We start from the raw sequence: 17,623 nt of genomic DNA on the forward strand, positions 1-17,623 counted from the left end.
GCGTTCGCCTACCTCGGCACGGTGGAGCCGGAAGCCTACAGCCTGGACCTGTCCTTCCGCATCCTGTTCATGATCATCATCGGCGGCGTCGGCTCCATCATCGGCGCCTTCTTCGGTTCGGCCTTCATCGTGCTGCTGCCCATCCTGCTCAACATCGTTGCGCACGGACTGGAGCTGCCGACCTCGGTCGCATCGAACCTGGAATTGATGGTATTCGGCGCGCTGATCATTTTCTTCCTGATCGTCGAGCCGCATGGTCTGGCGCGCTTGTGGCAGATCGCGAAGGAAAAGCTGCGCTTGTGGCCGTTCCCGCATTAATCGGTACGTTGGTTTAACAGTCGTCATTGCTGTCTTATAACAAGGAGGAGCACCATGAAGTTGATCAAGTCAGTCCTGCTCGGCGCCGCACTCGCCGGCACAGTCAGCGTCGCTGCAGCACAGGAACAGTACATTCCGATTCTGTCGTATCGCGTCGGCCCCTATGCAGCTGGCGGCTCCGGCTTCTACGGCGGCGCCATCGACTACTTCAACCTGATCAACGCGACCGGCGGCATCAACGGCGTCAAAATCAGCTGGGAAGAATGCGAAACCGAATACAACGCCTCGCGCGGCGTCGAGTGCTATGAGCGCCTGAAGTCGAAGAGCGGCGGCGCTTCGCTGGTGGAACCGCTCTCGACCGGCATTGCCTACGGCATCCTGGACCGCGTCGCTTCCGACAAGATCCCGCTCACGACCCTCGGCTACGGCCGTTCCGACGCCGCCAACGGCAAGGTCTTCCCCTACGTCTTCCCGCTGATCAGCAGCTACTGGAATCAGGCAGCCGCGATGATTACCTATCTGGGCAGCCTCAACGGCGGCGTGGAAAAACTCAAGGGCAAGAAGATCGTCGACCTGTATCACGACTCGGCATTCGGCAAGGAACCGTTCCCGGTTTTCGACGAGCTGTCGAAGAAGTACGGCTTCGAGCTGATCAAGATTCCGGTCGCGCATCCGGGCAACGAGCAGCAGTCGCAATGGCTGCAAATCCGTCAGGCCAAGCCGGATTACGTGATCCTGTGGGGCTGGGGCGTGATGAACGCGGTCGCGATCAAGACGGCGCAGCGTAACGGCTTCCCGCGCGAGAAGATCCTCGGCGTGTGGTGGGCAGGTTCGGAAGAGGACGTGATCCCGGCCGGCGACGCCGCCAAGGGTTACACCACGATGACCTTCAACACGCCGGGCAATTATCCGGTGCTCGACGACATCCGCAAGAAGGTCTATGACGCCGGCAAGGGCAACCTGGACGACAAGAGCCGCCTCGGTTCCGTGTACCACATGCGCGGCGTGACGGCCTCCATCCTGTGGGTCGAAGCGATCCGCAAGGCGCAGGAAAAGTACGGCAAGGGCAAGGTGATGACCGCGCAGCAGATCCGCTGGGGCTTTGAAAACCTGAACATCGACGAGGCCCGCCAGAAGCAGCTCGGCGCGCTCGGCATGTTCCCGCCGGTGAAGACCTCCTGCGACGACCACGAGGGTTCGGGCGCGGTCAAGGTGCAGCAATGGAACGGCAGCAAGTGGGTGCCGATCTCCAAGACCTGGGTGACCGGCGACAAGGCGCTCACGCGCAAACTGGTTGACGAATCGTCTGCCAAGTACGCCGCCGAGAAGAACATCACCCCGGCCTGCGCAAGCTGAGTATCTGAGTAGCGAGAATGGGCCACTCCTGCGGGAGTGGCCTCGCGCGAAGGCTTCCCCGCCGCTCCGGAGCCTTTGCGCGAGACACCTCCATTCCGTTTGAAACCGATTCAAGAAGAGACATCATGACAACGCAAATCGGAACGCCGGCCGCCAATGGCCAGTCCTCTGCCGGGCGCCCTTATCTATCCGTCAACAACATCGAGGTCATCTACGACCACGTGATCCTGGTATTGAAAGGCGTTTCGCTGCAAGTCCCGCAAGGGAAGATCGTTGCGCTGCTGGGCGCCAACGGCGCCGGAAAATCCACCACCATGAAATCGATCTCCACGCTTCTGCGCGGCGAACGCGGCGACGTGACCAAGGGCAGCGTCGAATTCAAGGGCGAACGCGTGGATCAGCTCACCCCGAACGAACTGGTCAAGCGCGGCCTGTCGCAGGTGATGGAAGGCCGCCACTGCTTCGGCCACCTGACGATCGAGGAAAACCTGCTGACCGGCGCCTATACGCGCAGGATCTCGCGCGCCGAACTGAAGGATTCGCTGGAAATGGTTTATCACTATTTCCCGCGCCTCAAGCAGCGCCGCATGTCGCAGGCCGGCTACACCTCGGGTGGCGAACAGCAGATGTGCGCCATCGGCCGCTCGCTCATGGCCAAGCCGTCGATGATCCTGCTGGACGAACCGTCGATGGGTCTGGCGCCGCAGATCGTGGAAGAGATCTTCGAGATCGTGAAAGACCTCAACAGCAAGGAAGGCGTGTCCTTCCTGGTGGCCGAGCAGAACACCATGGTGGCGCTGCGCTACGCCGACTTCGGCTACATCCTGGAGAACGGCCGCGTCGTGATGGAAGGCGACGCCAAGGATCTGGCCGCCAATGAAGACGTGAAGGAATTCTATCTCGGCGTGTCGGGCGCGGGCCGCAAGAGCTTCCGCGACATGAAGTTCTACCGCCGCCGCAAGCGATGGCTGGCCTGATGGTGCACCCGGAATGATTTGTCCACGGAAGGCACGGAAAGCACGAAAATTTTCGCCGGCCACTATTCGTTTTTTTCCGTGCCTTTGGTGTTTTCCGCGGACTAATCGGTTTTTTCTTAATTACTCGCGACCTGCGCACTACGCGCTTGCTCATCAGAAGTAGGCTCATCATGACCGATTTTTTCGATCCCCTGGAAACCCGCGACCCGGCACAACGTGAACGCGAGCTCATGGCTCGCCTTCCGCAACTGGTCAAACGTGCGCAGGGCGCGCCGGGATGGGCGCGCATCCTGCAGGGCGTGAACGCGTCGGATATCCATTCGCGCGCGGCGCTGGCGCAGTTGCCGGTCACGCGCAAATCGGATCTGAAGGATCTGCAGGCGAACGACGCGCCCTTCGGCGGACTGACCACGACGACGCCGCGGCAATTGCGCCATCTGTTCATGTCGCCCGGCCCCATCTTCGATCCCGAAGGCCATGACAAGGACTGGTGGCGTTTCGCCCGTCCGATGGCGGCGCTCGGCCTGCGCGCGGGACATGTCGTGCAAAATTGCTTTTCCTATCACTTCACGCCGGCCGCTTTCATGACCGAAGGCGGTGCCGCGAAGCTGGGCTGTCCGGTGATCCCGGCGGGCACCGGGCAGACCGAAATGCAGGTGCAGGCGATGGTGGAGCTCAAGCCGGATGCCTATGTCGGTACCCCTTCCTTCCTCAAGATCATCATCGAAAAAGCGCGCGAGATGCAGGCCGACATCAGCAGCGTGACACGTGCGCTGGTCGGCGCGGAAGCGCTGCCGCCCTCATTGCGCAAGTGGCTGCAGGACAATGGCGTGCAGCACGTGCTGCAGATGTATGGCTCGGCCGACATCGGCAATATTGCGTACGAAACGCAGACCGACGGCGAAGTCAATCCGGGCATGGTCCTCGACGAAGACCTGATTCTCGAAATCGTTCGGCCGGGAACGGGCGACCCGCTGCCGGAAGGCGAAGTGGGCGAAGTGGTCATCACCTCGTTCAATCCCGATTATCCCCTGATCCGTTTCGCCACCGGCGACATGTCCGCAGTCATGCCGGGTGTCTCGCGCTGCGGCCGCACCAACACCCGCATCAAGGGCTGGATGGGGCGCGCCGACCAGACCACCAAGGTGCGCGCGATGTTCGTGCATCCCTCGCAGGTGGCGGAAGTCGCGAAGCGTCATCCGCAAATCCGCAAGGCGCGCCTGGTCGTGACCGGCGAGATGGCCAACGACATCATGACGCTGCATTGCGAAGTGGATGGCACCATCGTCGAGGACGCGATCGTCGACACGATTCGCGATGTGACCAAGTTGCGCGGCGAGGTCAAGCTGGTTGCCTGCGGCAGCCTGCCTAACGACGGCAAGGTGATCGAGGATGCGCGCAAGTACGAGTAAGCGCGAGAAGGCAAGATTCAATATGGCTTCTTGATGACCTTGTCCGGCGATTTCCCGGGGCGCGGATTGACCACCGCGTCCACCCCGCTCGTTTCGCGCAGGTCCGTGTCCACCTGCCCGTTCTGCAAATCAAGATAGCCCTGCTTCATATCGTCACGCACCGTGCTTTCCTGGCTGTCGTCGGACTCGTCGCGTTCATGCGGCAGGCGCGGCGTCGCCTCCGGTTTGGTGGGCCGCTTGGTCTTGACCTGATGCTGCTTCAATGCGGTTTTCATGGCCTGCTCCCGGTAATGACAAGCAATAGGGTTTCGAGCCCGCGCCGCCATAAAGATTCCCCGCAGCCGCACTGATTCCGGGATTGACCGTCAAACTTTTCCGCTGGCAAGCATCTTTGCCACGCGTCTATTGCATTTCGCCGTCTTTGCATCCCATCAGCATCAAGTACGGGAATCATGCCGGCGCACCTGAGTCCAATCAACTGGCGATGTGCGCCGGCACATGTTTCGGCTAAAGAAGAGCGCTCTACTTGCGTTGCCCGCACCGACGCTCCCCCGCAGACGATCACGCCGGTTACTGCATTCCCGAAGATCGGGACGGTGAAAGCGATGCAAGATTTTTCAGGCGGCAAAAACGATGCGGAGGAGCGTGCGCTGCTGCGCTCGATGCTGTCCACGATGCTGGATTCCGTCATCGTGATCAATGAACGTGGCATCGTGGAAACGATGAATCCGGCCGCGGAGAAAATGTTTGGCCTCGACGCTGGCGAAATGGTGGGCCGCAATATCAGCGAATTGATGCCCTCGCCGCACCGCGAAAGCCATGACGAATATCTCATGCGCTATCTGCGCACCGGTGAAGCCCGCTTCATCGGCAGGAATCGGGAGATGACGGCGCTGCGCAAGGACGGCACGGTGTTTCCGATCGAGCTGGCGGTCAGCGAGATGATGATCGACGGCCAGCGCAAGTTCACCGGCGTGATCCGCGACATTACCGAACGCAAGCGCAACGAGGAAGCGCAGGCGGATCTGGACCAGCGCTTTCGCGCCGTCTATGAAAACGCTGCGATCGGCATTGCCGTGCTCTCGCCTGAAAAGCAATTCCTTTACGTCAATCGCAAGCTCACGCAGATCGTCGGCTATTCGCAGGAGGAAATGCTGGGCCGATCCACCGATGAGTTCGCATATCCGGTCGACATCGTGATGGGCGAAGAGCAGCGCCGTCGCTTGTTGGCGGGCGAAGAAGACAGTATCCAGGTCGAAAAGCGCTTCCGGCGCAAGGACGGTACGACGATCTGGGTGGACGCCAGCGTATCCTGCGTGCGCAAGACGAACGGCGATCCGGCCTACATGATCGCCGTCATCGAAGATGTGAGCACGCGCAAATCCGCCGAAGAAGCGCTGCAGAAGAGCAAGCAGGACTTGGACGTGGCGCTCGAAGGCGCGAATGTCCATTTATGGCATCTCGACTGCAACGCACGTCTGGTGCATTACCTCGACAAGCTGCCGAATGCGCTCGGTCTCGCGCAGGAGGATGCGCGCCCCGAACTGGAGTTCTGGCTGGCGCTGCTTCATCCGGAAGACCGCGAGCATATCCTGCATTGCCTGGCCGAGGTCGGCCATGCGCCGCCAGGCCCGATGGACAAGGAACTTCGCGTGCACTGCGCGGATGGCAGCTGGAAGTGGATGTTCGTGCGGGCGCAAGTGGTGGGGCGCGACGACCAGGGCATGCCGCGGCGCGTGGCCGGCACCTGCCTCGACATCACCGCGCGCAAGCTGGCGGAAGAAAAGATGCTGCTGCTTGCGCAGCATGATGCCTTGACCGGCCTGCCGAACCGGGCGCTGACGCGGGAACTGGGCGAGCGCGTGCTGGCATCCGCCCGGCGCGACGGCCTGCGCAGCGCAGTGTTGTTCGTCGATCTCGACCGCTTCAAGCCGATCAACGACAGCTACGGCCATGATGCCGGCGATGCTGTGTTGCGGGAAGTGGCGGCGCGCCTGTCGCACTGCATTCGCGCGGAAGATGTGGTTGGGCGGATCGGCGGCGACGAATTCATGATCGTGCTGGCCGACGTCGCCGGTGCGCGCGGCGCAGCGCATGTGGCGGCGCAATGCACCACGGTGCTTCGCCAGCCCTGTTTGTACGGTGAACTCTCCTTGCAAATATCGTCGAGCATCGGCATCAGCCTGTTCCCGGCTGACGGCAAGGATATCGATACGCTGATCAAGCATGCCGATACCGCGATGTACCACGCGAAGGAAATGGGGCGCGACAATTACCAGTTCTTCACCGGCGAGCTGAACCGGCGCGCGGCCAAGGTATTGAGCCTGGAAAGCCGCATGCGGGTCGCGCTTCAGAAGCATCAGTTCAAGCTGTATTACCAGCCGATCGTGGAAATCGATTCGGGCGCGGTGATTTGTGCTGAGGCATTGCTGCGCTGGCCCGATTCGGGTATCACGCCTGACCAGTTCATTCCGGTGGCGGAATGCACCGGGCTCATCAACCCGCTGGGCGAGTGGGTGCTCAACGAGGCCTGCCGTCAGCAGAGCGCCTGGCATGCACGAGGTGTCGGCGATATCCCGGTGTCGGTCAAGATAGCGACCGGGCAGTTCCGGCAGCCAGGATTCCGCTGCATGGTGGCGCGTGCGATGAAGAACAGCGGCATCGCGCCGTACCGGCTGCGCCTGGAGATCGGAGAGAACGCGCTGCTGCAGAATTTTTCCGCGGTCGTGGATGCACTGCACGCGCTCAGGCAGCTCGGCCTGTATGTCGTGCTGGAAGATTTCGGCAAGGGGAACGCGAGCTTGTCTTATCTAAAACAGCTTCCGGTCGACGCCATCAAGATCGACAAGGACTTTGTCCACGATCTCAACAGCGACCGCGGCAACATGGCCATCGCCGCGGCCATCATCCATATCGGCAAGGAGCTCGGACTGCAGGTGATCGCCGAGGGCATCGAATCGGAAGCAATCCTGCAATCGCTGCATGCGCGCCACTGCGAAGCGATGCAGGGATTCTATGTCTGCGAGCCGCTGGCAAGCGCCGATTTCGAGAGCTGGTACCGCAGTCGTGCCGGCGTGGCAATGACCCAGGGTTGAATGTTCTGCAACTGTTGCTGCACGCAATACTGCTGTAGGATGGCACCCGTGCGGCGGATCGGCCGCGAGAATCATTCAACACTTTGCCCTGAGGTCCGGCATCATGCCCTACAAAATCGATAGCGAATTCCACCGAGACAAAGCGCGTGCACTGCTCGCCGACGCCGAGCTCATTTTTGACGAAGCCGCCGTGCAGCAAGCCGTCGACAAGATCGCGCATGACCTCAACAAGCGTTTCAACCGCACCGAAGGCGCGGCGTTTCCGCTGGTGTTGGGCGTGATGGGTGGCGCGGTGGTTTTCTGCGGACAGTTGCTGACGCGCTTGAAGTTTCCGCTGGAGTTCGATTACATGCACGTCACCCGCTACGGCAGCAAGGATCAGGGCGGAAAGATCGAATGGAAAGTCATCCCGCGCTCGAACGTCGAAGGCCGCACGGTGATCGTACTGGATGACATTCTCGATGAAGGCGAAACGCTTGCGCATGTGAAGGAACGTCTGCTCGAGATGGGTGCTGCAGAGGTCGTGCTTGCGGTGTTTGCCGACAAGGACATCGGCAAGACGAAGCCGGTGGCTGCGGATTATGTCGGACTGGTTTTGCCGAACAAATTCGTGGTCGGCTATGGGATGGATGCCTACGGCTACTGGCGCAACCTGCCTGCGATCTGGGCGATCAAGACGCAGGGGTAGTCCGCTAAAAGCAGGTGTCCACGGAAAACACGAAAGGCATGGAAAAATTCCTTGAGGTTTCTTTCCGTGCCTTCCGCGTTTTCCGTGGACCCGATCCCTTACAGCGCCAAGCGCTTGCGCGCTGCCATGTACTCCGCCTTCAGCTTTTCCACCACTTCCGCCACGCTCAACACCTGGTCCATCAGACCGACGCCTTGACCGGCGCCCCAGATGTCGCGCCAGGCCTTGGCCTTGCTGCTGCCGCCGGAGCCGAAATTCATCTTCGTCTTGTCGGCGACCGGCAGGTCGTCCGGATCGAGGCCGGCGGCAATGATCGATTTCTTCAGATAGTTGCCGTGCACGCCGGTGAACAGGTTGGTGTACACGATGTCGGCCGCGGTCGAGTCGATGATCATCTGGCGATAGGCGTCGTCGACATTGGCTTCCCTGGTCGCCAGCCAGCGTGAGCCGACGTAGGCGAAATCCGCGCCCATGGCTTGCGCCGCGAGGATGGCGTCGCCGCTGGCGATCGAGCCGGACAAGGCAATCAAGCCGTTGAAGAACTTGCGCACTTCGCCCACCAGCGCGAACGGCGACAGCGTACCCGCATGGCCGCCTGCGCCGGCCGCGACCAGGATCAGGCCGTCGACGCCCGCCTCCAACGCCTTCTCCGCATGGCGGATCGAGATCACGTCATGCATCACGATGCCGCCGTAACTGTGGATCGCGTCCAGCATTTCCTTCGGCGGCGCGCGCAGGCTGGAAATGATGATCGGCACCTGGTGCTTCACGCAGACTTCCACGTCGTGCGCGAGGCGGTCGTTGGATTGATGCACGATCTGGTTCACCGCGAACGGTGCGACCTTGGTGCCGGGATGCGCTTGCCGAAAGGCGTCGAGATCGGCCTTCATGTCGGTCAGCCAGGTATCGAGCATTTCCGCCGGCCGGGCATTCAATGCGGGGAACGAACCGACGATGCCCGCCTTGCATTGGGCCTTGACCAGCTCGGGACCGCTGGCGATGAACATCGGCGAAGCGATGACGGGCAGGCTCAGGTTTTGCAGGGCTGCCGGGATGCGATTGCCACTCATGAATACTCCTTTGGTTAGGCACGAACGCCCGGCGCAACAGGGAGACCACTGGCGTTCATTGCGAAATTTTCAACACGTTTCTCGGAAATCCGATTGCGTTTTTCTGCAGTCTGTTTATCATGTTATCAGAAAAAACAATGTTTTTGTCAAACGGATTTTTGAATGAAACCCAGAAAACAAGCTGTTGGCGAGCGTGCTCCGATTGACTTCCGCCAGGCCCAGGAAGACCTGCGCGTCAACCTGCGCCAGGGAATGCTGGACGCCGCGACGCGCCTGCTGACCGAGGAAGGTCCGTCCGCGCTGACGGTGCGACGCGTGGCCGATGCGGTCAACTGCTCGACCACCCTGCTCTACTCTTTGTTCGGCGGCAAGGACGGGCTGGCCAATGAGCTGTATCTCGAAGGCTTCGCGCGGCTGAAGCAGGAATTCGCCGCCGCGAACGCACAGCCGGCGAAAGGCAAGGACAACAAGGACGGGCTGGCGCCGCTGCTGCAACATGCGCGCATCTATCATCAGTATGCGAAGCGCAACCCGAGCTACTACATGGTGATGTTCGGCGACGCGATCGCCGGCTTCGTGCCGCCAGTCGAGTCGCGCAAGAAGGCGTGGGAATCGCTCGCCGCCCTGATCGACACCTTCGAGCAAGTCATGCAGAGCGGCGCGCTGCCGCCGTCCAATCCGACCGCCGCCGCGCGCCTGTTATGGGCCGCGATGCACGGTGCGGTCAGCCTGGAACTCAAGGGCTACTACCTCAAGAGCGAGCGCGCCGATGAACTGTTCGACGCCGCAGTGAACGCCGTGCTGCGTTCGCTGCAAATGGGTCCCGCGGATGCCAAAGAGACACCGTCAAAACGATAACGACAAGCAAAGGAGCCGTCATGCCGTATCAATGCTTTGAACTCAGCATCACCGACAAAATCGCCCACCTCGTGCTCAACCGTCCCGCCGCGCTGAACACGATGCAGCCGGTCATGTGGCGCGAACTGACCGAGATCCTGCAGGAGCTGCAGCGCAACGCACCGGCACGCGCGCTGGTCATCTCCTCGACCGGCAAGCACTTCACCGCCGGCATGTCGCTCGACGTCTTCGCGGGCGAATCGAACGTGTCGATCAACGACAGCACCGCCGGCGGACGCGCCAACGTCGTGCCCGTGCTGGAAGACATGCAACGCGTGTTCAACCTGATCGAGGAATTGCGCATGCCGGTCATCGCCGCCATCCAGGGCGGCTGCATCGGCGGCGGCGTCGACATGATCTGCGCCTGCGACATCCGCCTTTCGACCAGGGATGCCTTCTTCTGCATCCAGGAAATCAACATCGGCATGACCGCCGACCTCGGCACCCTGCAACGCCTGCCCAAACTGATTCCGGAAGGCATCGTGCACGAACTCGCCTACACCGGTCGCCGCCTGCCGGCGCAACGCGCACTCGCAGTCGGCCTGGTCAACGACGTGTTCGACACGCAGGAAGCGATGCTCGAAGCGGCGATGCAAATGGCGCGCGAAATCGCCGAGAAGCCGCCAGTCGCCATCTGGGGCAGCAAGCAAGCGATCCATTACGCGCGCGACCATTCCACGCAAGACGCGTTGCGCCAGATGGGCTGGCTGCAATCCGGCATCTGGCGCACCGGCAACCTCGTCGAATCCTTTCTGGCCAAACAGCAAGGGCGCGCCCCCAACTTCGACGATCTGCCTCCGCTGCACTCCTTCGCCGAAGCGAAGTATGAATTGAAATAAGAGGCCACGGTCAAACAAGGCGACAAGCCAAGGGCAAATACGGCTGCGCCCAAGGCTGTTGCCTTCCCGCTGTGAGCTGCCGGCAAATGGGACGGCGAAGCGGATAAAGAAGCGAAACATGTCTGAGCCGAAGGCGAGTTGGTTTCGCTTCCCGCTTCGGCGTCCCATTTGCCGGGGACCCCGCAGGGGCAGCTCGCCGCGGTCGCCTTTTTTGCCTACTTTTTTGGCGAAGCAAAAAAGTAGGTGGCCCGCCGGGGCCGGTCCCGGCAAGCCTCCACGGAGAACCTCCAGCACCGCATCACCGAAGAAAAACCCCCGCCTACCACCAAAAAAAGGAGAACAAGATGTTCCAACCCAAGCTCATGCAAGGCAAACGCATCCTCGTCACCGGCGGCGGCACCGGCCTCGGCCGCGCGATGGCGGAAAAATATCTCTCCCTCGGCGCCGACCTCTACATCTGCGGCCGCCGCAAACCGGTCTGCGACGACACCGCCGCCGAAATGATGGCCCAATACGGCGGCAGCGTGAAAACCTTCGGCATCGACATTCGCGATGCGGCAGCAGTGGACGACATGGTGGAACAGATCTTCGCCGACGGCCCGCTCACCGGCCTGGTCAACAACGCCGCCGGCAACTTCATCTCGCCGACCTCCGCACTATCGCCACGCGGCTTCGACGCCATCGCCAACATCGTCATGCACGGCACCTTCTACGTCACGCACGCGGTCGGCAAACGCTGGGTCGAGATGGCGGCAAAAGGACAATGGAAGCCCGAAGACGGCTACCGCAGCGTGGTCTCGATCATCGTGACCTGGGTACTGAACGGCGGGCCCTTCGTCGTGCCATCGGCGATGAGCAAATCCGCGATCCATGCGATGACCATGTCGCTGGCGACCGAATGGGCGCAATACGGCATCCGTCTCAATGCCATCGGACCTGGCGAAATTCCGACCGAAGGCATGAGCAAGCGCCTGAACCCCGGCGAAGCGCCTGGCGCGCGTTCGGCCAAGATCAATCCGATGGGCCGCGCCGGCAAGATGGAGGAATTGCAGAATCTCGCGACCTTCCTGATGGCCGACGGCTGCGACTGGCTGACCGGCCAGGCGATCATGATGGACGGCGGCAATCACCTCGCCACCGGCGGCAATTTCTACGAGTTGCGTTCGTGGACGCCGGAGCAGTGGAAGGAAGCGCGCGATCGCATCGAGGCGCAGAACAAGAAGGACCGCGAGCAGCGCACGGCCTGAGCCGCTGTCACTGCCCGATCGCCGTCCGGTGATCGGCACGCGACAGGCTGGGCGGCGCGTCTTCAAATTTCTTCCACACGCGCCGCAACTGCCGGCTCGAATGAAAGCCGGCCCGCTCCGCAACACGCTCCATGTCGAGCTGCGATTGCGTCAGCAGGTCGCGCGCCAGGGCAATGCGGATGCGGTGCAGATATTCCACCACGCCGGTGCCGGTATGCTCGCGGAACAGCCGCGTCAGATGCCGCTCGCTGGTGCAGGCGATCTCCGCCAATTGCGCGTTGCTCCAGTCATTGGACGGATCGGCGACGATCGCATCCTGCACGCGGTGAATCGCCGGATGCAGGTGATTGCGATACGCGAGCCATGGCGACAACTGCGGATCGCTGCCGGTACGCCGCATGTAGATGACCATATGCCGTGCAATCGCGGCGCTGCACGCGTAGCCGGCAATCTGCGCCACCACATGCAAGGTCAGGTCGATGCCGGCGGTTGCCCCGGCGCTGCTGAAGGTCAATCCATCTTCAACGAAAATCCGGTTCTCCAGCACGTGCGCGCGTGGCGCGAGTTGGCGCAAACGGTCGCAATGCGCGTGATGCGTGGTGCACTGCTTTCCGTCCAGCAGGCCGGCATATCCCGCCAGTTGCGCGCCGGAACAAATGCTCAGCACCCGATAGCTCGGCTTCACCATGCGCTGCAACCATGCGACGGTGGCCCGCGCCGCGTCGCTGCTGAAATCATCGTCACTGCCGATGCAGGCGACGATGATCAGCATGGCATTGTCGGGAAGCGCATCCGGCAAGGGACTGAAGCCGGTGAGCCCCAATCCGATCGAGGTGTTGATATGCGATTCCGCGCTGATGTAGTGCACGCGAAAGTAGGGCGCCCTGCCGCCCTCTTCCGCGAAACGGTTCGCATAACGAAAGATTTCCGCAGGGCCGACGAGATCGGTGGCGAAGGTGCCGTCACGCAGCACGAAATAAACCGGGATCGTTTGATCTGACATGTTCGGTGCTTCCATTGGCATCCCATCGATATTCCATCTGTTTCGCCGTTGCCAGCGCCAGTTGCCGCCCGGCCAGCCGCTCGACCAGGTGCAGGCTCATGTCGATGCCGGCCGAGATGCCGGCTGATGTCACTACTTTACCGCAGTCCACCCACGGCGCATCGTGCTGCACGCGCACGGCCGGATAGCGCCGCTGCAAGTCATCGCCATCGTCCCAGTGCGTGGTGGCGGGCAAGCCCTCCAGCAGCCCTGCTTCCGCCAGCAGGAAGGCGCCGGTGCAGACCGATGCCGTGATCGTCGCGCTACCCGCCTGGGTGCGTATCCATGCGACCAGCTCCTTGTTGCCGAGCACGCCGGAGACATCGCCGCCCGGCACGATCAGCACATCGATATCCGGCGAGGGTGGCGGCACACAATCCGGCAAGATTTTCATGCCGCCTCGCGCATGCACCGGCCGCATCCCGGGCGCGACCAGGAAACAGCGGAACAGCGGTGCCGCATGGCACATGCGCGCCTGCACCCGCGATGCGGTGGAAAATACTTCAAAAGGACCGGCGAAATCGAGAACTTCGACCTCGTCAAAAACCAGTATGCCTATGCTCAGCATGATTCGCCTCTCGTGTCGATGCCTTGTTATCTGCATCGTAGGAGACGGCAGCGCAAGTCGATAGACGCGCGGAAGACAAGAAGCGGACAAAAACGGACATGCGCCGGAGGGAAGACTGGCGGTCCGCATAGATCAATATGCAAGCCATGTCTTGTCGCGCTGTCTTAGAACCTGTTTAGTGGTCCGAGCACGATGAGTGTCCAGGGAAAACACGGAAGTCACGGAAATCGGCAGAGATTTTTCCGTGTTTTTCGTGTCTTCCGTGGACAAGATTTTCCGCGCAGTGGATGCCGGACTAGCTAATCCTTGTTGACGAGCTGATCGACATGCACCTGCGCGGCACCGGCGCGCACCAGTTGCGCGACAGTCCAGTGCGCGAGTTCGGACGGTGATTTGTGCAGGTAGCGCCGATTCGCTTCCTCAAACAGGGAGATGCCGGACAGCAGCGACTCGAGTTGCGACAACGGAATGCTTTGCCTTTCCAGCAGCAGGAACTTGAGCAGCACCTTGACCGCGTTCTGCGCATTGCGCACCGGATCGCCGACGAAGTAGTCGAGGCGCGAGAAGGCGGTGTCAAGCGCCTTCTCGACCTCGGTGAACGGCGCGCCGTGGCCGGGAATCACATACTTCACATCGAGCGAGGCGATCAGCTTGAGCGTGTCGCGCACTTCCGCGAATCCGGACGCGCCTTCGAGTTCGGGAAACACGACGCCGAAGCCGTTCTCCCACAATGCGTCGGCGGAAATCAGGATGCGCTCATCGGGGCAGTAGAGGATCAGCGAATGTGGATCATGCCCCGGTGCGGCCAGCGCCTGCCATGTCATGTCGCCCAGCGTGAGGACATCGCCCGAGGCGATGGTGTCGTCGAAATCAAAGCGCTCGCATTGCTGGCCGGTCGCCTTGTAGGTCAACTCGTCATCATTCCAGGCACGCACCTTTGCGGCCTCGGCGGCGGGAATCGCGGTGCGGCAGGCGAAAGCGCGCTGCAGGCTCGCATTGCCGCCGCAGTGGTCGGAATGCAGATGGGTGTTGATCAGCAAATCGAGATGCCTGCCCTGCAGCGCGTTCCGCACCAGCGCCACGGTCTGCGCGGCATGCGTCACATAACCGCTATCGACGAGCGCAGTCTGCGCATGTCCGAGGAAGAGGATGTTGTTCGACGACAGCCAGCCGCGTTCGAACACGCGCATCGTTGCAGGCAGTTTCATTTTTTCATCTGGTAGGCCAGGGAAATCTTGGCGAATTCAACCAGCACCGCTTGCGAGCCGCCGTTGAACGTGGTGAAGGAATTCCCGGTGCGCACCACGAGGCGCGGCGGAAAAATCGCGCTCAGGAAGGGAATGCCGATCATCTTGGCGCTGCGGATATCGCGCCATTCGACATGGCGGTTGTACATCCAGCTTTGGGTGATGCCTTTGTCATCGACCGTGACGGTCGAGCGCAGGAACCAGTAGTAGCTGATCGCCAGCATCACCGCTGCGCCGAGCAGCAATGCCTTGACGCCGATCCCGTACTGCAGCAGCGGAAAGCGCGTGGCGATATTCACGCCGTATGCAGCGAGCAAGGCGGTCACCGCGGTGGCCAGCAATTTGAACCACGGGTTGTATGCGGGGCCGGAGACGGTGCGTTCCGGTTTGTAAAATTCGAATTTCATGGAGTTACCTGTTACGTTGTATGCCCTGCGGCAGGGTCTGCGCGCGCTTGAATGCGTCCGAGTCGAAGAACGGATCGCCACGCAGATAGGCCATCAGCATGTCGGTCGAATCCAGCCCCCAGAAGCAACGATTATCCACGACTGCGGTCGGGACGCCAAATACTCCTGCGGCGACGGCCTGTTCGCCATTGCTGCGCAACTGCTGTTTCACTTCCGGCGCGTTCAGCATTTCCGGGCTTGCATGCCGTTCGCGCAACAGTTCCTGCCAGTTGGCCTCCTCGGTCGGCAGCTTGCCTTCGCGCCAGACGTAACGGAACAGACGGTGCACCACCTCCGGCGTAATGCCGAGCGCAATGCACAGGCGCAGCAGCGGCAAGGGATTGAACGGATGATGCGCCGGCGGCTGCATGGGGATGCCGTGCTTGTGCGCCAGCCAGGCGCAATGCTCGTAGGTCCAGATGCGCTTGGGCAGGATTTCGGCGGGGCCCTTGTTGTCCCAATGCTGCAACAGGCCGGCGAACAGGACGGGCTTGAAATTGATCTGCACGTCGGCGGGCAGCGTGTGCAGCAGCTCGCTCTGCAGGTAGGAGAAGGGAGAAATGAAATCGAAATACCAGTCGAGTTGCTTCATCGCTTGCCTGCCTTTCGGTATTCAAATTGCATCGCGCATCTTCTCGATGGATTCAGAACAATGCTTCGCGCCGCCTTCTGATCTCCACCCACACTTGCCGCTTCACCTCTTCCGATGCAGTGCTCCACGCGGCGATCTCGTCGATGCTGCGCAAGCATCCCTCGCACAGGCCGGTCTGCGGATCCATTCTGCAGATGCTGATGCAGGGCGAAGGCACCTTGCCGGTATCGGTGGCCGGGTCGAAATCGATCATCACGCGACGGCGCTCGCCCTGGCCTTTTTCTCATCCAGCCTGGCGTTGAATTTCTCGGGCAGGATGATCATGCGTTCATGCTCGCCTTCAGTGATCTTGTCCACGCCGTCCCAGGCCTCGACCCAGAATTTGACGCGGCGCCCCTCGACGGCAGTCACCTTGCCGCGGATCTGCAAGCTCATCCCTGGTGGCGTCGCCGCGAGGTGCGAGAAATTCACATGCACGCCGACACTCTGCTCGCGCGGCCAGTCGACGTAGGGCATGATGCCGTTGGTGCAGGCCAGCTCCATCAGGCCGACCATATAGCCGGTCGCGAGCACGTCCGGCATGTCGCGGCAGAACGCGGTGTCGTGATAGAGCTGCGGCACGGTCGAGCGCTCCGGCACGACATAGGTCCATTCAAATGCGATACCTGGTTTGAGATCCGGGCTCATCTTGTCTCCTTCTCGTGTTTCTTTTCAGGCGGTCGTTTTCAGTGCCACGTCGGCCACCGGCGCACCCGTCATCTTCACCAACTGCTGCGGCGTCAGGTTGAATACCGCGTGCGGATGTCCGGCCGCGGCCCAGACGCTGTCGAGCTTGAGCAGATCTTCATCGACCAGCATCACGGTCTTCTGCAGATGCCCGATCGGACAGACGCCGCCGATCGCGTAGCCGATGCGTTCCTTGACGAATTTCGCATCGGCCTTGCCGAGCGCACCGACGATCGCCGCAACCTTCTTTTCATCCACGCGGTTGGCGCCGCTGGCCACCACCATCACCGCCGCGTCGTCGGACAGGCGGCGGAAGACGATGGACTTGGCGATTTCGGCAACGCTGCAACCAAGTCCGGCGGCGGCTTCGGCAGAGGTCTTGCCGGTTTCAGGCAGCATCACGACCGGCTTGTCATGGCCGATCGCGCGCAGCAGGTCGGCCACGCGTTGCGCGGTGTCGGGCAGTTTTTCTTGTGTTGAATCGTGCATGGGGTTTCAATCCGTGATCAGCAGGGCGACGCGGCGGCGCAATTCAGGCAGCAAGTCGCGTTCGAACCAGGGGTTTTTCTTCCACCAGGACTGGTTGCGCGGACTCGGATGCGGCAGCGGAAAATAGCGCGGCAGATATTCCTCCCAGGCCGCGACCGTCTCGGTCAGGGTCGGCTTGCCATTTTCGCGCAAATAGAACTCTTGTGCATAACGGCCGATCAGCAACGTCAGTTGCAAGTTCGGCATCGCCTTCAGCAGGCGCGGATGCCAGGCCGGCGCGCATTCCGGGCGCGGCGGAAGATCGCCGCTCTTGCCCTTGCCGGGGTAGCAGAATGCGGTCGGCACGATCGCGACCTGCTGCGCATCGTAGAACACCTCGCGCGACAGGCCGAGCCAGTCGCGCAACCGGTCGCCGGAAGGATCATTCCACGGGATGCCGGTGTCATGCACGCGCCTGCCGGGCGCCTGTCCGACGATCAGCAGGCGCGCACTCGCGCCCGCCTGCACCACCGGACGCGGACCATGCGGCAAATGCAGCTCGCATAGCCGGCAGGCACGGATTTCCGTCAGCAGCGACGGTAACTTGCGATGACTCACCTTCGCGGTATTCCCTG

At 61.6% G+C, this 17,623-nt stretch carries 20 protein-coding genes; 9 read left to right on the forward strand and 11 right to left on the reverse strand.

Going from position 1 to position 17,623, the window contains the following annotated elements; translation table 11 throughout:
- The 4 genes from VJ651_RS07175 to VJ651_RS07190 form a co-directional block, all read left to right on the forward strand.
- On the forward strand, nt 1-318 hold a 318-nt coding region (locus VJ651_RS07175; protein ID WP_414691318.1), incomplete at its 5' end, for an ABC transporter permease subunit.
- A gap of 54 nt (nt 319-372) precedes the next feature.
- A complete protein-coding gene (locus VJ651_RS07180; protein ID WP_324106788.1) occupies nt 373-1,674 on the forward strand; it encodes an ABC transporter substrate-binding protein in 1,302 nt (433 codons plus the stop codon).
- A 125-nt stretch (nt 1,675-1,799) separates the two neighbouring features.
- On the forward strand, nt 1,800-2,651 hold the full coding sequence (locus VJ651_RS07185; protein WP_324106789.1) for an ABC transporter ATP-binding protein: 852 nt from the start codon (nt 1,800-1,802) through the stop codon (nt 2,649-2,651).
- A 170-nt stretch (nt 2,652-2,821) separates the two neighbouring features.
- Complete coding sequence (locus tag VJ651_RS07190; RefSeq protein WP_324106790.1) at nt 2,822-4,063, forward strand: phenylacetate--CoA ligase family protein; 1,242 nt, start codon at nt 2,822-2,824, stop codon at nt 4,061-4,063.
- 17 nt (nt 4,064-4,080) lie between these two features.
- Here the strand turns inward: VJ651_RS07190 and VJ651_RS07195 are convergent, their stop codons facing one another.
- Nucleotides 4,081-4,338: a hypothetical protein gene (locus VJ651_RS07195; RefSeq protein WP_324106791.1), complete on the reverse strand. Its 258-nt coding sequence runs from the start codon at nt 4,336-4,338 to the stop codon at nt 4,081-4,083.
- 330 nt (nt 4,339-4,668) lie between these two features.
- Between VJ651_RS07195 and VJ651_RS07200 the strand changes: the two genes are divergently transcribed.
- Together VJ651_RS07200 and VJ651_RS07205 are read left to right on the forward strand one after the other, a co-directional pair.
- A complete protein-coding gene (locus tag VJ651_RS07200) occupies nt 4,669-7,158 on the forward strand; it encodes a PAS domain S-box protein (protein WP_324106792.1) in 2,490 nt (829 codons plus the stop codon).
- Between the two features lie 103 nt (nt 7,159-7,261).
- Entirely contained in the window at nt 7,262-7,846 is a 585-nt protein-coding gene (locus VJ651_RS07205; RefSeq protein WP_324106793.1) for a hypoxanthine-guanine phosphoribosyltransferase, read from the forward strand.
- Between the two features lie 98 nt (nt 7,847-7,944).
- Here the strand turns inward: VJ651_RS07205 and VJ651_RS07210 are convergent, their stop codons facing one another.
- On the reverse strand, nt 7,945-8,916 hold the full coding sequence (locus VJ651_RS07210; protein WP_324106794.1) for a nitronate monooxygenase family protein: 972 nt from the start codon (nt 8,914-8,916) through the stop codon (nt 7,945-7,947).
- 162 nt (nt 8,917-9,078) lie between these two features.
- Here VJ651_RS07210 and VJ651_RS07215 point away from each other — a divergent pair, with 162 nt between their 5' ends.
- The 3 genes from VJ651_RS07215 to VJ651_RS07225 all read left to right on the forward strand — a co-directional run bounded on the left by VJ651_RS07215 (nt 9,079) and on the right by VJ651_RS07225 (nt 11,899).
- Nucleotides 9,079-9,774 carry a TetR/AcrR family transcriptional regulator gene (locus VJ651_RS07215; protein WP_324106795.1) on the forward strand — a complete coding sequence of 232 codons (696 nt, stop codon included), beginning with the start codon at nt 9,079-9,081 and terminating at the stop codon, nt 9,772-9,774.
- Nucleotides 9,775-9,794: 20 nt separating this feature from the next.
- Entirely contained in the window at nt 9,795-10,652 is an 858-nt protein-coding gene (locus VJ651_RS07220) for an enoyl-CoA hydratase-related protein (RefSeq protein WP_324106796.1), read from the forward strand.
- A 344-nt stretch (nt 10,653-10,996) separates the two neighbouring features.
- A complete protein-coding gene (locus VJ651_RS07225) occupies nt 10,997-11,899 on the forward strand; it encodes an SDR family oxidoreductase (protein WP_324106797.1) in 903 nt (300 codons plus the stop codon).
- Between the two features lie 7 nt (nt 11,900-11,906).
- On the opposite strand, the gene VJ651_RS07230 is transcribed toward VJ651_RS07225, so the two are convergent.
- From VJ651_RS07230 to VJ651_RS07270, 9 genes are all read right to left on the reverse strand, one after another.
- Nucleotides 11,907-12,902, reverse strand: coding sequence for a GlxA family transcriptional regulator (locus tag VJ651_RS07230; protein WP_324106798.1), 996 nt, complete (start codon nt 12,900-12,902; stop codon nt 11,907-11,909).
- Nucleotides 12,862-13,509 carry a DJ-1/PfpI family protein gene (locus VJ651_RS07235; protein ID WP_324106799.1) on the reverse strand — a complete coding sequence of 216 codons (648 nt, stop codon included), beginning with the start codon at nt 13,507-13,509 and terminating at the stop codon, nt 12,862-12,864. Before VJ651_RS07235 ends, VJ651_RS07230 begins: the two co-directional genes overlap by 41 nt.
- A gap of 299 nt (nt 13,510-13,808) precedes the next feature.
- Nucleotides 13,809-14,717: an MBL fold metallo-hydrolase gene (locus tag VJ651_RS07240; protein ID WP_324106800.1), complete on the reverse strand. Its 909-nt coding sequence runs from the start codon at nt 14,715-14,717 to the stop codon at nt 13,809-13,811.
- Nucleotides 14,714-15,163 (reverse strand): hypothetical protein, encoded by a 450-nt coding sequence (locus tag VJ651_RS07245; protein WP_324106801.1) that lies wholly within the window; start codon nt 15,161-15,163, stop codon nt 14,714-14,716. The genes VJ651_RS07240 and VJ651_RS07245 overlap by 4 nt, the downstream gene beginning before the upstream one ends.
- A gap of 4 nt (nt 15,164-15,167) precedes the next feature.
- Nucleotides 15,168-15,794, reverse strand: a complete 627-nt coding sequence (locus VJ651_RS07250) for a 2-hydroxychromene-2-carboxylate isomerase (protein ID WP_324106802.1) — start codon at nt 15,792-15,794, stop codon at nt 15,168-15,170.
- A 52-nt stretch (nt 15,795-15,846) separates the two neighbouring features.
- Entirely contained in the window at nt 15,847-16,047 is a 201-nt protein-coding gene (locus VJ651_RS07255) for a DUF1289 domain-containing protein (RefSeq protein WP_324106870.1), read from the reverse strand.
- Entirely contained in the window at nt 16,047-16,481 is a 435-nt protein-coding gene (locus VJ651_RS07260) for a thioesterase family protein (protein WP_324106803.1), read from the reverse strand. Before VJ651_RS07260 ends, VJ651_RS07255 begins: the two co-directional genes overlap by 1 nt.
- A gap of 24 nt (nt 16,482-16,505) precedes the next feature.
- Nucleotides 16,506-17,009 carry a YbaK/EbsC family protein gene (locus VJ651_RS07265; RefSeq protein WP_324106804.1) on the reverse strand — a complete coding sequence of 168 codons (504 nt, stop codon included), beginning with the start codon at nt 17,007-17,009 and terminating at the stop codon, nt 16,506-16,508.
- 6 nt (nt 17,010-17,015) lie between these two features.
- Nucleotides 17,016-17,606 (reverse strand): uracil-DNA glycosylase family protein, encoded by a 591-nt coding sequence (locus VJ651_RS07270; RefSeq protein WP_324106805.1) that lies wholly within the window; start codon nt 17,604-17,606, stop codon nt 17,016-17,018.
- Between the last annotated feature and the right edge of the window lie 17 nt (nt 17,607-17,623).

It is taken from the genome of Noviherbaspirillum sp., from assembly GCF_035254865.1.
Classification (GTDB): Bacteria; Pseudomonadota; Gammaproteobacteria; order Burkholderiales; family Burkholderiaceae_D; genus Noviherbaspirillum.

Excerpts from the sequence above, each read along its gene's own strand:
- VJ651_RS07200 (WP_324106792.1), top strand. The coding sequence starts at position 4,669 with ATGCAAGATTTTTCAGGCGGCAAAAACGATGCGGAGGAGCGTGCGCTG.
- VJ651_RS07220 (WP_324106796.1), top strand. The coding sequence starts at position 9,795 with ATGCCGTATCAATGCTTTGAACTCAGCATCACCGACAAAATCGCCCAC.
- VJ651_RS07230 (WP_324106798.1), bottom strand. The coding sequence starts at position 12,902 with ATGTCAGATCAAACGATCCCGGTTTATTTCGTGCTGCGTGACGGCACC.
- VJ651_RS07260 (WP_324106803.1), bottom strand. The coding sequence starts at position 16,481 with ATGAGCCCGGATCTCAAACCAGGTATCGCATTTGAATGGACCTATGTC.
- VJ651_RS07180 (WP_324106788.1), top strand. The coding sequence starts at position 373 with ATGAAGTTGATCAAGTCAGTCCTGCTCGGCGCCGCACTCGCCGGCACA.
- VJ651_RS07210 (WP_324106794.1), bottom strand. The coding sequence starts at position 8,916 with ATGAGTGGCAATCGCATCCCGGCAGCCCTGCAAAACCTGAGCCTGCCC.
- VJ651_RS07250 (WP_324106802.1), bottom strand. The coding sequence starts at position 15,794 with ATGAAGCAACTCGACTGGTATTTCGATTTCATTTCTCCCTTCTCCTAC.
- VJ651_RS07235 (WP_324106799.1), bottom strand. The coding sequence starts at position 13,509 with ATGCTGAGCATAGGCATACTGGTTTTTGACGAGGTCGAAGTTCTCGAT.
- VJ651_RS07265 (WP_324106804.1), bottom strand. The coding sequence starts at position 17,009 with ATGCACGATTCAACACAAGAAAAACTGCCCGACACCGCGCAACGCGTG.
- VJ651_RS07240 (WP_324106800.1), bottom strand. The coding sequence starts at position 14,717 with ATGAAACTGCCTGCAACGATGCGCGTGTTCGAACGCGGCTGGCTGTCG.
- VJ651_RS07185 (WP_324106789.1), top strand. The coding sequence starts at position 1,800 with ATGACAACGCAAATCGGAACGCCGGCCGCCAATGGCCAGTCCTCTGCC.
- VJ651_RS07195 (WP_324106791.1), bottom strand. The coding sequence starts at position 4,338 with ATGAAAACCGCATTGAAGCAGCATCAGGTCAAGACCAAGCGGCCCACC.
- VJ651_RS07205 (WP_324106793.1), top strand. The coding sequence starts at position 7,262 with ATGCCCTACAAAATCGATAGCGAATTCCACCGAGACAAAGCGCGTGCA.
- VJ651_RS07225 (WP_324106797.1), top strand. The coding sequence starts at position 10,997 with ATGTTCCAACCCAAGCTCATGCAAGGCAAACGCATCCTCGTCACCGGC.
- VJ651_RS07215 (WP_324106795.1), top strand. The coding sequence starts at position 9,079 with ATGAAACCCAGAAAACAAGCTGTTGGCGAGCGTGCTCCGATTGACTTC.
- VJ651_RS07245 (WP_324106801.1), bottom strand. The coding sequence starts at position 15,163 with ATGAAATTCGAATTTTACAAACCGGAACGCACCGTCTCCGGCCCCGCA.
- VJ651_RS07255 (WP_324106870.1), bottom strand. The coding sequence starts at position 16,047 with ATGATCGATTTCGACCCGGCCACCGATACCGGCAAGGTGCCTTCGCCC.
- VJ651_RS07190 (WP_324106790.1), top strand. The coding sequence starts at position 2,822 with ATGACCGATTTTTTCGATCCCCTGGAAACCCGCGACCCGGCACAACGT.